This window comes from Secundilactobacillus yichangensis (genome assembly GCF_016861565.1).
Classification (GTDB): Bacteria; Bacillota; Bacilli; order Lactobacillales; family Lactobacillaceae; genus Secundilactobacillus; species Secundilactobacillus yichangensis.
Genome location: NZ_BOLK01000013.1, coordinates 1 through 15569 on the forward strand (window position 1 = coordinate 1; position 15569 = coordinate 15569).

A 15569-nucleotide genomic window follows, 5' to 3' on the forward strand; every position below is an offset into this window, starting at 1 on the left:
GGTATAAATCCAAAACCAGGATTTCCACCAGAGTCGTCTTACACTCCGTTCTCTAAACGCCTGCTTTCGCACCTTGTTCTAATTGGGCTACATCAGGCAGAGAACTGCATGTAAGTCAACTCTGGTATAAATCCAAAACCAGGATTTCCACCAGAGTCGTCTTACACTCCGTTCTCTAAACGCCTGCTTTCGCACCTTGTTCTAATTGGGCTACATCAGGCAGAGAACTGCATGTAAGTCAACTCTGGTATAAATCCAAAACCAGGATTTTCACCAGAGTCGTCTTACACTCCGTTCTCTAAACGCCTGCTTTCGCACCTTGTTCTAATCGGGCTACATCGAGCAGAGAGTTGCATATAAATAAGAGGCATCACAAATCCAAGTTCGGGATTTATGATGCCTCTTACTTATACTCCACTCTCTAAACGCTCGTTTTCGCACCTTGTTTATTGCATACCATTCCACTCCGCCTTAAAATCTTCCAAAAAGGTCGTCATCGTTTTCTGCCGGCCCTTTGCGATTTTTTTGGCCACCGGCGTGTTCATACTTTCCGGTAGTTTTAACAACTTTTCGTAGAAGTGGTTAATAATGGTTTCGTTATCTAAATTACGGTACTCCGCTTTTGTCATATTAGTTCTGGGTTTTATTTTTGGATCGTAAATTTTTTCGCTATGATGCCCGCCATAATAGATTGCTCTTGTGATGCCAATGGCACCAATGGCATCCAAACGGTCCGCATCCTGCACAATTTGACCCTCCAGCGGCAGTGCATGCTGATCATCCGTCAGAGATTTGCTGAATGACATGTTATTAATAATGAACATTACCGTTTGTACTTGGTCCGGATCAAATTCAATCGAGCTTAAAAAATTCTCGACATTCCGTTGTGCTGACAAGACATCTGAAACCAGCTTATCATCGATCACATCATGTAAATAAGCCGAACTAAGTGTTATCAAATAGTCAGCTGAAGGCTCTTCAGCCAACAGCATTTTGGCATTGGTCACTACCCGGTTAATGTGATCGATTCCGTGACCAGTGGCATCACCTGCTAATTTTTGCGAGGTATATTTACTAATTGCAGCTAATTGCTCAGTTGCTTCCAAGTCGCTCACCTAAACTTTCTCAATAATAAAAGCCATGTTACTTTATTTTTATTAAAACCAAATTAAAAATAATTTTTGCTTAGCGGCTTTTTCCCTCACTATTATAGCCTTTTACGCAAACAAGTTTAACCCAGAATCATATTGCAGTGCCTTACATCTTTCCTTGCTTCCCTCACCTAAACATGCTAAATTCAGATGAGAAATAGATTAATTAAGGAGGATCAACGTTCAGATGACACCCGTTTCTTTCAAGGGACTTTCGCTTGGTAGCGGAGTTCCAAAAATTTGCGTTCCAATTACAGGCGCTGACCCAAACACCGTTATCGGTCAGGCTGGTGAAGCTGTTTCGTCTTCCGCTGACATTGCTGAATGGCGCCTAGATTATTTTAACGACTTAGAAGATACTGCAGGCATCCTCTCAACCGCGAAGCGACTGGTTGAGATTCTGGGTGATCTGCCACTGATTATTACGTTGCGCGACCGTGCTGAAGGCGGAAAACGGCAAATTGCCGATGCCGATTATCTCAAGCTCTACACTCAAATCATGGTACGCACTGAAGTGACCGCTATTGATGTGGAATGGCGACGAGACCCTACCATTACTGAACAGCTGATCTCGTTGGCACATGCTCACCAAGTTCGGACCATTGTCAGCCATCATGAATTTGAACAGACTCCGACGAAGAGTGAGATGTTAGACCAGTTGACTAAAATGGCTCAATTGAAGGGCGACGTGGTCAAACTAGCTGTTATGCCTGAGAATAACGATGACGTTTTAAACCTCATGCTCGCCACTCACGAAGCGAGTCAGCAGATTTCACAGCCGATTATTACCATGGCGATGGGTTCGCTGGGTGCCGTTACCCGGGTAGCTGGTCAAACTTTTAACAGTGTGCTGACCTTTGCGACTACCTCTTCACTTTCAGCTCCCGGACAATTAACAGTGGATGAAACCCGCAAAATTTTGAAAATTATTGCACAATAGACCACTCCGACTGTCATATGGGGTGAACTGATAGATAGGCACTCCAAAAGTTGGGCCATGAACATTGAGGAATCCCGTAAATGAGAATTTTACCAGAATTATTGAAACAGCTTACACTATCTGCTATATTATTAAGTGCAAGATACGTAAAACGTTTTACTTAACTCTAATCGTAGAACAATTCACAAATTGAAATGAGGCTTACTAAGATGACTAATCGTGTAACTGTAATTGGTAGTTTGAATGTAGATACTATCCTTGAAATTCCCCGTTTACCAAAGCCTGGTGAAACCCTAGCTATGGGCGACCAATCCTTCGCTGGTGGCGGTAAAGGTTCTAACCAAGGAATCGCTGCTGGCCGTGCCGGTGCCGACACCTACTTTATTGGTAAAATTGGCGACGACGCTAACGGTAAGTTTATGGTGAAATCCATGACTGACTCTGGTATTAACGTAGACCAGATCACCGTTACTGATGATGCTAAAACTGGCCAAGCCTTTATCTTACTTGATAAAAACGGCCAAAACTCCATTTTGGTTTATGGTGGTGCTAACCAAGTATTGTCGACTAAAGACGTTGATAACGCGAAGGACACGATCGCTAAGAGCGATTTCATTATTACCCAATTTGAAACACCGCTTGATGTTGCTGAAGCAGCTTTCAAGGTTGCCAAAGAAAACAACGTTGTCACTATTTTGAATCCGGCTCCTGCCCAGGAAACCATTCCAGCTAGTTTATTAGCTGTTAGTGATCTAGTCGTACCAAACGAAACTGAATGCCAAACCTTAACCGGCGTTGAGATTACCGACGAGGCTTCCATGATCAAGGGTGCTGAAAAGCTCCACGCGATGGGCGCTAAGGGTGTTATCATCACCGTTGGCAGCAAAGGGGCTTTCTACCACACTGCAGACGGTAACTACGGCTTCGTAGATGCTTTCAAAGTTAAAGCCGTTGATACGACCGCAGCTGGCGATACCTTCATCGGTGCTTTGAGCTCTCAACTAAAGCCTGACTTCAGCAACTTAGCTGAAGCTATCCGCTTCGCTAACCGTGCGTCATCCATCACCGTTCAACGAATGGGTGCCCACCCTTCAATTCCAACTTTAGCTGAAATTGAAGCCGCTGAAAAAGCTGATAAATAATTTTCTGAAATATTAAAAAGGATGTGTCCTCACTAATTCCGGTGAGGACACATCCTTTTTATTTCATCATTGTGCTGTTTCAATCATTATTTCTGTGTTTTAATCGACTGATTCTTATAGGTTTCAAGGCCAACATTAGCCGTTGCCAGCTGGTTCTTATCTGAAGCAGTGGCTTTAAAGCTAACTTTATCACCAGCCTGAATGAACTGGTCAATTGGCTGGAAGGTCTTCGCTGAAGTATCCATCCGGTAAACGTGGCTGTCACCCTTTAAGATAAACAGGATCTGCTTATCATCCGGTTTAACCACCCGTTCAACCGTTCCAGAAATGGTCTTGCCAGTCACTTTCGGCTCAACGGTTGTTCCTGTCTTGGCACCAACCCGCTGCTGGAAGATCTCCAGTGTGCTCTGAGCGTCATCACCAATGGCATAGGTCCCGCTTTGGTTATTGCCATCCGCCAGCAAGTAAACAAACTTCATAAAGGAGTTGTTATCCCGGTCGAGCATGGAAACGACCCAAGTTGGATCGCCATTGATTCTGTAAAGCAACGGCAAAGTTCCCTTATAGTTCTGCGGATTAATATCCTGTTGTGCGTAGGAAATGGCCCGTTCCGGCGTCATAACGTTACCGTGTTCACGGTAGTAATGAAGCGTGTTGGTTCGCGCATCTACAAAGGCATAGCCTAAAATTGAGCTTTGATGACTGTTAACACTGGTCATCCCAGTGAAGTAGTAAATCCGGCCCTTATAGGCATACGGTGTTAAGGTGTTACCACCTTCAGTACCGGCCTTAGTTGGCTTCATCACATCGTTATGGCCACCAAAGCTAGTGGCGTTCCAGAATCCGTGACGGTAGCGGCCAAACATTGAAACTTCTTTTTGAACCAGTTCCGGTGTGGCTGCTACATCCACGAACTTCGGCACTTTATTCGGTGAATAGACTTTTACTTTACCGCTGACCGTGTTTAAAACGGCTACTTTATAGTGCTTAAAATCGTAGTTCCGGTTGAAATAGGAAATTGGTTTTGCCAGTGTGCGTACATAGTATGGCGTGCCATTATTATCCACTTCCAGCTGAGAAGTATCACCAACCATGGTATACCCCATACTATAAGCATTGATCCGCCGATCAGCGTCACGGTTGAAATAAGCACTTGGCGTATAGCGCATGGATTTAGCCACGAACTTTGGATCCGCGTTCTTGTCAGTAGCATTAGTCATGAAATAGCCTGGTACTTTTTGGTAGTGAATATAACGCCAGAAACCGCCAGAGAATTCAACGGGCGCGACGTAAACCATTTTGCCGTCATACATCTGAACCCGCATATGGTTTAAATCGTAAACGTTAGAGTTCTTAAAACTGTTCAGTGAATTATTCATATCGGTGGAAACGGTCTGCGGTGCGTTGACAACGGGCGTCTCTGCGCTGTTTTTAATAACCGGCATTGGTGCGCCGTCCGTGGAATTATTCATGTCTGTCTTAATGGAGTTTACGGCCGGTTTAGGATTCATAGAAGTCACGACTGAAGCGACACTGCTTAAAATCACAACGACAAAGATTGCCGCTACAGCAGCACCAATCAAACGGCCTATCCAACCAACGGTGATCCCAAAACTACGTAGTAAACGGCTGAAGTAATTATCTTCGCTTACTGCCCGCTCCTTTACCGCGTTCGGATTGAATACGAATCGCCGCAGTACCGCCACCACGACAAAGCCAGCAATCAGCCATAGTAACCACCCATCAATTAATGACGGATAAGCTAGATCCGGTAGGTTAAAGTACGTGTTAATGTAGCTAACAACAAATAGCGCAATAACAGCAATCGTTCCCCAATATCGCCATCGTCGGTTACTGATCCACAAGAACCAAATAAACGGGATCAATAACCCTGATAACTTAACAAGTGTGATCAAGGCAAAATAACTTAGCATGGTTAATCCTCTTTCCTGTTTCCCAAAAACAGATTTTGTTATCTGTAGTATACCAAATTGTCGGCGTCACTGTCTGAGAGTTCACTGCTAGAACTTGGCCATCAAAAAAGCTAGTTTCCTGTTTGTCAGAAAACTAGCACTTATTTATTGTACTCAAAATCAGCTACCCAGTTAGGATACACTGGCAGCAAACGTATCTATCAACCGGGCGATTTCTTTAATCACCGCCACTACGTTAATTTCATCCGTAGCCAAACTACCGTTAGCCAGCAATCTTTCAGCTTTACGCTTATCAGTTAATTCAATATGGTATTTTTCTAACAGCGTATTTAATAAATAGTCCGCGCTGCTTTTACGAGCTTCTTGTAATTTAAAATCTTCAGGATGTCCAGATTCGTTTACCCATAAAGTAAATGTCTGTAAATTACGACATACATGAGAAATGAAATTTTTATCTTCAGGCGTTAGCAAGTAGATACTGTCGTTCACTTCGGACCACCACTCTCAAATTAAATTCATGATTCTCTCATTTTTCTTTAAGTTTAACACAAGTCCAGAAAGATTGAAAGAAATGGGATGAAATCGCTTTCTATATTGTTAACCCCTACCTTATAGAACCTCGCGCACTTGAAAAATGAATCCCCAACTTAAACGTAATAAAAACTAAAGAAAAAGATGAGACATACCTTATCATTAACTACGTGAGTTTAAATTCATTGAATTTCCCCTTCAAATACCGTAGAATCTTATTTTAATTAAAATAAAGAACACTCACCTTATGGTGGCTGACTTTCGCAAAGGAGACATCATGAAGATTAGTAAAGAACTCTGGATCTCATCAATCGGCGTTGGCCTTACAACCCTTATCTTCTGCTTGATTGCTGGTTCATTTCACCTTTGGATGAGCGGAGCGGCTTTCATTGCAGCATCTTATTATTTCGGTGCCGGTGCGCCAATGAAAAAGGTTTTAAATATTTCTGTTAGCTTTTTGCTTGGAATTGCGCTTGGCTGTTTTTGTCTCTGGATCATCAGTTTTCCTCACCTGGGAGGCGTTATTCCAAGCGCCCTTATTTTTGGCTTTTTGACCTTCTTAGTACTGTTTCTCCAGGGAACCGTTCTGAAATTTGCAGAAGTTCCCGCTTGGCTACTAGCTTGGGGGACCACCATGCTGATTATTACTAACATCACCATTAATAGTTGGCCAATCTTTCTGATTCAACTCGTAGTCTCGATGTACCTGGGCGTTTATCTGATCATTATTGGTTCCAATTACTTTTCAAAGTGGGTTTATAGACTATTCTCAAATAAGAAACCGTAAAGTGCAATGGCACTAAAACTGCAGAAAACAATAAGATAGCGACGGGTCTTCCAACTTTAACCCGCGCTATCTTATTTATTTTGGCAAAAATGTGCTTTTACAGTTACCCAACAAGCAGTTGATCTCGTGTTGCCATCGCTTTCTCAAAGTCATCTGTAAAAATACCGTCAACATCCTGCGAGAAGAGCTTGATCATCTGTTTTTCGCTATTAACTGTCCAAATACGCTCAATCAAACCTTGCTCAGCTTGTGCGTGATGCAAATGCAGTCCGTTTAAGTGTTCTTGTTTCATGAATTGAAGCGGATCATGAACCGTATGTCCAGTCAGAAAACAGTAATTCTGACTATCGTCTAGTTCTTGGCAAATTTTCAAACTCGCTAAATTAAACGATGAATAAATAACAGGATGTCGTAAATAAGCTTGGCTAACCTGTTTTAAAACAATTTTTTCAATTCCTTCATCATGAATTTTATCCGTTTTAAACTCCAGGTTCAATATCACATCAACGTTTCTTACCAATTCCAAAAATTCATATAGTGTTGGAATTGATTCACCATTACTTAATTTAAACGTCTTTAACTGATCATAATCGTAATCACAGATCCTGCCCTTACCATCCGTTGTCCGATCAATTGTTTCATCGTGCATAATAACCGGCAGTCGATCACGGGTCAAGTGGACATCAAATTCAAGGCCTTCAACGTTATGTTCAATTGCATAACGAAATCCCTGCATTGAATTTTCTGGGAATTTTGCTGGAATACCCCGGTGACCGAATATCAAAGTTGACATAGTGTAGCCCCCTATTTATAGTGGTTCGCCCGATTAGTAGTTGCAACTGAGTCATTTAAGCCTTTTTCAGCGACGGCCAATGCTTTATTAATATCTGTACCGTTATAGATTTGAGCCATTGCTGTTTGCGTTAAATTCCGCTCCTGAATCACCCCTTCCATAAAAACACCGGAGTTAGCTGTATTTGCTTTAATGGTGGCTAACTGCTGACTAGGTACCTGTGCTGATGGGTGCTGCTTGTACAATTTTTGTAAAATTGGCTGCGTTTGGGAAGCTTTGTTAAGTGCTAAATAGCCAGTAGCCGCTTGCCACTGTGCCTGTGACTTGGCCGTCATAACGTATTTTACAAATTCCCAGGCACCTTGCTGAACATCCTTGGGTTTATCATTGCTGATCCAAAGTGAGGCACCACCAACTGCAACCCCGTTTCTGGGCTGACCATCTTGATGAGGATAATAGGTAATGCCCAGCTCATCCTTGGTACCAGCCAACAGCTGACTAATATACGCGGAAGACTGAATAAAAATGCCAAGCTTACCAGCTAAGAAGGCCGCAATTTCATTAGATTCCGCCTGACTGCCAGCACCATAATCGATGAAGTCGCCAGATTTAATGTTCTCGCGAACCCATTTCATAGCAGCTTGAGTCCCTGGGGTATTCAAGTGCACCTTGGTGGGAATCCCAGTACGGCCATCCTCATGGTTTGCTAAATGTTCATTACTATTGGCCATGAACTGTTCAAACAGCCAGCCATATTCTTCAACGGTCAGGCCTTTTACCTTGCCATGAGACTTGGCTGAAATGGCCTTGGCAACTCGCGTAATGTCGCTATATGATGGATCAACTTGCGGCGCTTTGATCCCGAGTCGTTTCAGTAATGAAGCATTGTAGTAAAGGACCGGTTGCGAAGTATTGAATGGCATCGAGATTTGATTACCGCCCTGTGAATAGAACGCTCGGGCTACTGGTGAAATCTGGTGAATATCATAATGATCCGCATCAATAAAATGCTGTATTGGTGTAGCTATTTTAGCATGATATAGCTGACTTGTTGAAACATCCATGGACTGGAATACGGCAGGCGAAGCTGAGGTCCCATGAGTATGCAAAATTTTCTGCACCGCTTCATTATAGTTACCCTCAAACTGCGGTTCCACGCGATACTTAGTTTGACTCGCATTAAACTCTTTAGCAAATTGTTTCAGTTGCTCTTGCCCTGGCCCCGTCATTTCGTGCCAGAAAACGATCTGCGTTCGGCTTGCCGCTTCCGACCTAGCACATGCTCCCAGCGGTAAAACCAACAGCAGCATGGCTAGCGCAAACCACCAGCGTTTATGTGTAAATGCCATTATTTAACAGCTCCTTCATTCAGCCCGGCCTTAAAGTAATGCTGGCCGACAAATAGAATAATCAGTGTTGGAATAACAACTATTGCAGCACTGGCCTGAATCATACCCCAGTTATTGAAACTTTCTTGCCCCTGAAGCTGACGAAGACCATCTTGAACTGGCCGAAAATTATCACTGAAAGTCGTCAGCATTGGCCATAGATATTGGTTCCAGCTGCTTAGAAAACTGTAGGCTGCTAACGTCATTAAACTGACTTTGGTATATGGCAGTGCCAGGCGCCAGTAAAACTGCAAGTGAGACAATCCTTCAATATCAGCTGCTTCCTTTAACTCAATTGGCATCTGCATGAAAGATTGACGCAGCATGAAAGTTCCAAAGGCGGCGGTTAAGAATGGAATCACCATAGCTGCATAGTGATTTAAAAGTCCCATGCTTCGTACTGTGGAGAAGTTAGGAATCACTTCTGCCTCAAATGGAAGCATCATAGTAATCAGAAATAACATAAACAATTGTTTACGGTATTTAAATTCCAGAAAAACGAATGCGTAAGCTGAAATCGAACAAAGCAATACTTGGAACAGCATGGTAATCGTGGAAATCACAAGACTATTCAATAAGTAACGTAGCATCGGGGTCGTCGTGATGGCCGTAACGTAATTATCCAGTGAAATATGACTACTCCACAAAGCACCTTTTGAAATATCAGCTGTGGGCATCAAACTAGTCCAAAGCCCCAGTATAAATGGACCGAGAACAAGCAACGTCAAGATCAGTAGCAGCACGTACTGACCAACCTTTTTCGCATTAGCGCTGTTGGTCGTCGGTGTAGCTGGTCGACTCATCTCCATCAGTAGTTCACCCGCTTTCCTAAAAGTTTGAACTGAATTAACGTGATAACTGCAATGATGACAGTTAAAACTACTGACTCAGTACTGGCAAGTCCATAGTTACCATTAAGAAAGGCGTCCTGATAAACCCGGTATACCAACAGGTTAGTCGCGTTATTAGGGCCGCCAACCGTCATTAAATCAATTAAGCCGAAGCTTTTAAAGGCGTCAATCAACGTCACAACTAGCACAAAGAACAAGGTTGGCGAAATCAACGGCAGTGATATTTTGAAAAACTGCTTCGTTTTACCCACACCGGCAATTTCAGCTGCTTCAAATAAGCTGGCTGGCAGCTGTTGCAAAGCACCGAATAAGATTAAAAAAGTAAAGCCTAAATTCATCCAGACCGTTGTCATAACAATGGCTAGTAACGCAAAATGCGGATCTGCTAACCAGTTGATCTCTGGTAAATGCAACGCCTGCGAAATTTGGGCAAAGACTCCCACTGATGGGTTAAAGGCAAATAACCAAAAAATGGCTGCAACTGAAACGGAGATCCCCATGGTTGAAGAAAAAATCGTCCGAAAGAACCGAATTCCCTGCAAACGCTGTTGAGCCGTAACGGCCAGCAACATGCCCAGCACGATCGTTAAGATGGAAACGGCCACGACGTAAATTAAAGTTGCCCCTAAACTGGACAAGTAAGCCGGGTTTTTAAAGAGGTTCACGTAATTACTTATGCCGACAAATTCACTGGCATGGCCTAAGTTATCCGTTAAAAATAAACTAAGATAGAGCGTTTTGATCATTGGCCAGAAAACAAATACTGACAAAATCAATAAGGAGGGTCCAAGAAATAATGCGACATACAAATTATCCTTACGCCATTGGGCAGTCGTCAATAATTGAGCCGGTGCTGACTGTGCACTCGGGTCGTTAGAATTAGAATTCTGCGGCAGCGACTCTAGCATCATTAACGTCCCCTTTCTGAATACTGATCAGTTCTTTGGAGTTGATATCAAATACGTCAAAACACTTGATTCCAACAATCTTAATCAAGTCGTCCGGGGCAACTTGCATTTGACTGCCAGCAACAATCCGAATCGTTTGAGAATCATTAAGATCTGCAGTTATCACTAATTGATCACCCAAGTACGAAACAGCTGCGACTCGCGCATTCGCTCCTTGCGAACCGACTCGAATGCGGACGTCCGCTGGTCGAATCCCAATTAGAACTTTACTGTTATTGATGCGGGAACTGGTTATTGGCAGATGCAATGCCGAATCAATAATCAGTTCACATTGGGTCACGTTTGCCGTTAATAAGTTGATCTGCGGTGTTCCGAAGAATTGCGCCACAAATGAATTATGCGGGTGCTGATAAAGGTTTTCCGGTGTGTCCACCTGCTGCACTTTCTGATCATTTAGCACCATCACTCGATCAGCCATGGTCATTGCTTCAACTTGGTCGTGAGTAACATAAATAACTGTTAAGCCAAGATTTCGCTGTAATTGTTTTAGTTCGATACGCATTTTGGCCCGTAGCTGGGCATCTAAGTTAGATAGCGGCTCATCCATTAAACAAATTTTTGCTTCACTGGCAATCGCTCTTGCCAAGGCTACCCGTTGCCGCTGACCACCAGAGAGTTCTTTAGGTTTACGATCCCGTAATTCAGATAAGTTGACCATCGCCAATGCCTCATTAACCCGATGATTGATTTCGTCTTTCGGCAACTTTCGCGATTTGAGTCCGAAGCCGACGTTTTCAGCAACGTTCATGAACGGAAATAAGGCATAACTTTGGAATACCATGGACAATGCACGGTCCTTTGGCGGCATTTGGTTGGCAACCTCGCCATTGATCATTAATTTACCGCTAGAAATGCCTGTCAATCCCGCAATCATTCTTAACAATGTACTCTTACCACAACCTGAAGGACCAACAATAACGAAAAATTCGCCTTCATTGATCTGAACGGAAATATCTTTGAGAACCGGTTGATGACTTCCTTCATACGTTTTTGACAGTTGCTCTAGTGTAATTGTCAATTCTCTTCACCTGCTCAAACTAGTTTAGTAGTGGTATTAACACTACAAGACTAAGTGTAAAGAACGTTCTTATCGATTCTGCATGATTTACGTATTGAATGTGTAAAGGTCTTGAAACTAGCCGTAAGCCGTCCGTACTTTCATCCGCTATGACGGTGGTGTTAGGGCGTTTCGCCCTTACAGCACGGGACGACATCTAAGACGCGCGAATTTTGCGTGGCTTAGATGCGAGGCGAAAGACCTTGGCTTCCGCCGGTCCCCATAGCGATGAAAGTACGGGCGGGTGGAGGCGGAAGTTTATAGCTCACTTACCATTTTCACAGTGATTCTCCCTCTTTTACATTGCCGAAACGCGCAAAAAAAGGCAACGCCCGGCCATATAAGAGAAGAACCCCACACAGCCAAAACCAGGCTGTATGGGGTTCTTCTCTTATATTCTGGGCATTAAACGCTTTTTTTACGCTCTTTACTTTTCCACACCCTTACCATCATATTCATCGATCATAATCTGACGAAGTTCACCGATCAATGGTTCCTTAGGGTTAGCTGTCGTGCATTGGTCTTCATATGCTAATTCGGCCAATTTATCAACTGATTCGTCGAAGTGCTTCTTGTCAACGCCGTTTGCCTTCAAGCTTAAGGTAACGTCCACTGAGTGAGCTAAGTCGATAATCTTGTGTACCAAGGCTTCCTTGAGTTCTTCCTTATTCTTGCCAGTTAAGCCAATGTATCTCGCAATTTCAGCGTAGTCCTCATCTGCACGGAAGTATTCGTATTTAGGCCAAGTAGTCAGTTTACGAGGTTCCTTAAAGTTGTAACGGATAACGTGTGGTAAGGTAATTGCAATTGCCAAACCATGAGGAAGACCGAACTCTCCACCTAGTTTGTGAGCGATTGAGTGGTCAACACCCAGGAAGGCGTTACCGAAGGCCATACCAGCAATAGTAGCTGCGTTATGCATCTTCTCACGGGCTTGCAGATCACCGTTGTACGAAGCCGTTAAGTTTTCAAAGACTAACTTGATTGCTTGCAGTGACCATGGACGAGTGTAATCTGAAGCCATGTTTGAAACAAACGATTCAATAGCATGGGTCAAGACGTCCAAACCGGCATATGAGATAGCTTTCTTAGGCAAAGTTTCGATGAATTGTGAGTCCACAATAGCAACGTCTGGTGTCAATGCGTAGTCAGCTAATGGGTACTTAACGTGAGTCTTAGCATCCGTAATAACAGCGAATGGTGTAACTTCTGAACCAGTACCTGAAGTGGTTGGAATGGCAACGAATTTGGCTTTAGTTGCCTTTTCAAACTGGTAAGTCCGCTTCCGAATGTCCAAGAACTTCTGCTTTGCGCCGAAGAAGCTTGCATCTGGATGCTCGTAGAACAACCACATTGCTTTGGCAGCATCCATTGGTGAACCGCCACCTAAAGCGATGATCGTATCAGGTTCGAAGTTCTTCATTTGGGTGTAACCTTTTTCAACCGTATCAGTCGTTGGATCAGTTTCAACTACTGAGAAGAGTTGATACTCAATGCCATCTGGACGGCGCTTCAGTTCACCGAGCACTTTGTCCACGTAACCCAATCTAATCATGGCTGGACTGGCAACGATGAAGACTTTCTTGATGCCAGGCATATCGTCAAGGTAACGTACAGATGTCTTTTCAAAGTAAACTCGAGGTAATTTAATCCATTGCATATTATTCCGCCGCTTTGCGATTGTTTTAATGTTTAAGAGGTCAAATGATGAAACGTTATGTGAAACAGAGTTCTTGCCCCATGAACCAGTACCAAGTGTTAATGAAGGAATCATTTCGTTGTAAAGGTTACCGATACCACCAAGTGCTGATGGCGTATTAACCAGTACACGGCTAGCTTTCATCTTAATACCGTATTCAGTAGCTAAGTCTTCGTCTTCAGTGTGAATGGCTGCAGTGTGACCAAGACCGCCAAAGTGTAACAGATCGTTAGCAATCTTAAAGGCTTCTTCGTGGTTGGCTGACTTGTAAACCGAAATCACTGGGCAAAGCTTTTCAGCTGAAAGCAGGTTATCTGGACCCACAGTGGTTAACTCTGCAGCTAAAACCTTAGTATCTTCTGGCACTTTAATACCGGCTAACTTAGCGATATTAATAGCTGACATACCGGCGATAGGGCCCTTAACACCGCCACGCTTTGGATCATACATAGCATCAGCTAAAGCCTTTTGTTCAGACTTCTTAATGAAGAAGACTTTGCGATCCTTCATTTCCTTCTTAACATCCTCATAGATATCGGTATCAATGATGACACTGTTTTCAGTGGCACAAATCATCCCGTTATCAAAGGTCTTTGAAAGAACGATATCGTTAACAGCCCGCTTGATCTTAGCCGTTTTTTCGATGTAAGCAGGACCGTTACCAGGACCAACACCTAGGGCTGGCTTACCAGTTGAATAAGCAGCTTTAACCATGCCTGGGCCACCAGTTGCAAGTACTGAGGCAACTTGTGGGTGGTTCATCAATGCTGTAGTCGCTTCAAGGCTTGGTTCTTCGATCCATTGAATAACGCCTTCTGGAGCACCGGCTGCAATGGCTGCGTCACGCATGACCTTGGCAGCTTCTACAGAGCACTTTTGGGCTTGTGGATGGAATCCAAAGATGATTGGGTTACGAGTCTTAACTGCGACCAATGACTTGAACATCGTCGTAGAAGTTGGGTTGGTAACCGGTGTAACACCAGCTAGGATACCTAGTGGTTCAGCAACTTTGATTAATTGACGTTCTTTGTCATCTTCAATGATACCAACGGTTTTATCGTTCTTAATGCTGTGCCAGATTTCTTCAGTGGCAAACATGTTTTTAATTGCTTTATCTTCAACAACACCACGGCCAGTTTCTTCAACTGCCAGTTTGGCTAAACGCATATGCTGGTTTAAACCTGCAATTGCCATTTGGTGCACAATGTGATCAACTTTTTCCTGATCAAAGTCATCCATGCCGCAAAGTGCATCGTGCGCTTTGTTAACAAGTGCGTCGACTGTATCCTTGACGCTGAGTGGCTTTTTAGCTTTTTCATCGTTCGTTTTTGAATTCATTTCTTTTAACATTCGTAACCCTCCATAATGAAAATTTTGGTTGATTTCCTTGTTATGTCTTTCACAAAAACTATATTATCACACTTTTTTAAAATGTAAATAGGCAGAATTAAATTATTTTTACCCTGTTTTCCCCTTTTCCGTTTACCGTCATACCAGTGTATACAAGTGCTTTCATGATTAAATCAATAATGTAAGCGCTTATATTGAAACTTTGTGAATTTAAACGCTAATGTAATTATAAATGAAACTTTTTCTGGAAATAATTTACAATTACTGTCTAATTCCTATAATACTGGGGTTTTCACGGCAAAATAAAAAAGTTCCGAAATAAATCGAAACTTTTTAAAGAATTTACTTAACTTTTTTAATTGGTTTGATTGGCTTTTCAATCATCCGCAACAGCTGTTCAGATTGAATGCGATTGACGATCGTGTCGGCAGCAACCTGCATCAGCTTGTCGTTCAAGGTTCTAGCTGGTATTTCTGGTTGTCCCTTACCCAAATTTTTCAGTGCACGATTCAAAACATCGATGAAATTATCGTAAGCCTGTTTTGGAAAATCTCCCGCCGTCACTTGATCAATACCGTGCCGAATCGTCTCGGTTGAAAAGAGCGGCTTCAGCAGCCCAATCAATAAAAGATCTGCCAGCTGCATGGTCTGATACTTCTTTTTAACCGGCGCAATAATCACCTGGTGCTTGACGTAGTTGTTGATCATTGCTGGTGTGATCGGTTCAACACCTAATTGACCGATTGCATCATTAACGAAGGCCACGACCTGATCCATATATAAATCAAACTTTGGTAATTCGCTCCAATGCGGTAACTGAACTTGGCGAATCTGCGCTTCCCAACGGTTATATTGATCGAATTCTGCCATTTTTGCCACTCCTTCATATCGTAAATTTCATTATCTCATAGTTATTATAACACGTTTATCTAGTTTCCGTAACTAGATAAAAAGATTAAAAGCAGCCTCACTAATTCA

Annotated in this window: 13 protein-coding genes; 3 read left to right on the plus strand and 10 right to left on the minus strand. The window is 43.0% G+C overall.

Annotation, left to right across the window (positions count from 1 at the left end; translation table 11 throughout):
- Positions 1-446: 446 nt before the first annotated feature.
- A complete protein-coding gene (locus tag JUE95_RS09915) occupies positions 447-1106 on the minus strand; it encodes an HD domain-containing protein (RefSeq protein ID WP_203651265.1) in 660 nt (219 codons plus the stop codon).
- A 232-nt stretch (positions 1107-1338) separates the two neighbouring features.
- On the opposite strand from JUE95_RS09915, the gene aroD reads away from it, so the two are divergent.
- Positions 1339-2091 carry a type I 3-dehydroquinate dehydratase gene (aroD, locus tag JUE95_RS09920; RefSeq protein ID WP_203651156.1) on the plus strand — a complete coding sequence of 251 codons (753 nt, stop codon included), beginning with the start codon at positions 1339-1341 and terminating at the stop codon, positions 2089-2091.
- 209 nt (positions 2092-2300) lie between these two features.
- Positions 2301-3233, plus strand: a complete 933-nt coding sequence (gene rbsK, locus JUE95_RS09925; protein WP_203651158.1) for a ribokinase — start codon at positions 2301-2303, stop codon at positions 3231-3233.
- Positions 3234-3319: 86 nt separating this feature from the next.
- On the opposite strand, the gene JUE95_RS09930 is transcribed toward rbsK, so the two are convergent.
- A complete protein-coding gene (locus JUE95_RS09930) occupies positions 3320-5167 on the minus strand; it encodes a hypothetical protein (RefSeq protein WP_203651159.1) in 1848 nt (615 codons plus the stop codon).
- Between the two features lie 171 nt (positions 5168-5338).
- Entirely contained in the window at positions 5339-5656 is a 318-nt protein-coding gene (locus JUE95_RS09935) for a hypothetical protein (protein ID WP_203651160.1), read from the minus strand.
- Between the two features lie 319 nt (positions 5657-5975).
- Here JUE95_RS09935 and JUE95_RS09940 point away from each other — a divergent pair, with 319 nt between their 5' ends.
- Positions 5976-6485 carry a DUF1097 domain-containing protein gene (locus JUE95_RS09940; protein ID WP_203651162.1) on the plus strand — a complete coding sequence of 170 codons (510 nt, stop codon included), beginning with the start codon at positions 5976-5978 and terminating at the stop codon, positions 6483-6485.
- A gap of 103 nt (positions 6486-6588) precedes the next feature.
- On the opposite strand, the gene JUE95_RS09945 is transcribed toward JUE95_RS09940, so the two are convergent.
- The 7 genes from JUE95_RS09945 to JUE95_RS09975 all read right to left on the minus strand — a co-directional run bounded on the left by JUE95_RS09945 (position 6589) and on the right by JUE95_RS09975 (position 15461).
- Complete coding sequence (locus tag JUE95_RS09945) at positions 6589-7278, minus strand: glycerophosphodiester phosphodiesterase (RefSeq protein ID WP_203651164.1); 690 nt, start codon at positions 7276-7278, stop codon at positions 6589-6591.
- A gap of 11 nt (positions 7279-7289) precedes the next feature.
- Entirely contained in the window at positions 7290-8627 is a 1338-nt protein-coding gene (locus JUE95_RS09950; protein WP_203651165.1) for an extracellular solute-binding protein, read from the minus strand.
- Positions 8627-9469: a carbohydrate ABC transporter permease gene (locus JUE95_RS09955; RefSeq protein ID WP_203651266.1), complete on the minus strand. Its 843-nt coding sequence runs from the start codon at positions 9467-9469 to the stop codon at positions 8627-8629. The genes JUE95_RS09950 and JUE95_RS09955 overlap by 1 nt, the downstream gene beginning before the upstream one ends.
- Positions 9470-9474: 5 nt before the next feature.
- Entirely contained in the window at positions 9475-10425 is a 951-nt protein-coding gene (locus JUE95_RS09960) for a carbohydrate ABC transporter permease (RefSeq protein ID WP_203651268.1), read from the minus strand.
- A complete protein-coding gene (locus tag JUE95_RS09965; protein ID WP_203651166.1) occupies positions 10397-11503 on the minus strand; it encodes an ABC transporter ATP-binding protein in 1107 nt (368 codons plus the stop codon). The genes JUE95_RS09960 and JUE95_RS09965 overlap by 29 nt, the downstream gene beginning before the upstream one ends.
- Before the next feature lie 466 nt (positions 11504-11969).
- Positions 11970-14579 carry a bifunctional acetaldehyde-CoA/alcohol dehydrogenase gene (gene adhE, locus JUE95_RS09970; protein ID WP_373305685.1) on the minus strand — a complete coding sequence of 870 codons (2610 nt, stop codon included), beginning with the start codon at positions 14577-14579 and terminating at the stop codon, positions 11970-11972.
- Between the two features lie 354 nt (positions 14580-14933).
- Positions 14934-15461 (minus strand): DUF1836 domain-containing protein, encoded by a 528-nt coding sequence (locus JUE95_RS09975; RefSeq protein WP_203651168.1) that lies wholly within the window; start codon positions 15459-15461, stop codon positions 14934-14936.
- Positions 15462-15569: the final 108 nt, after the last annotated feature.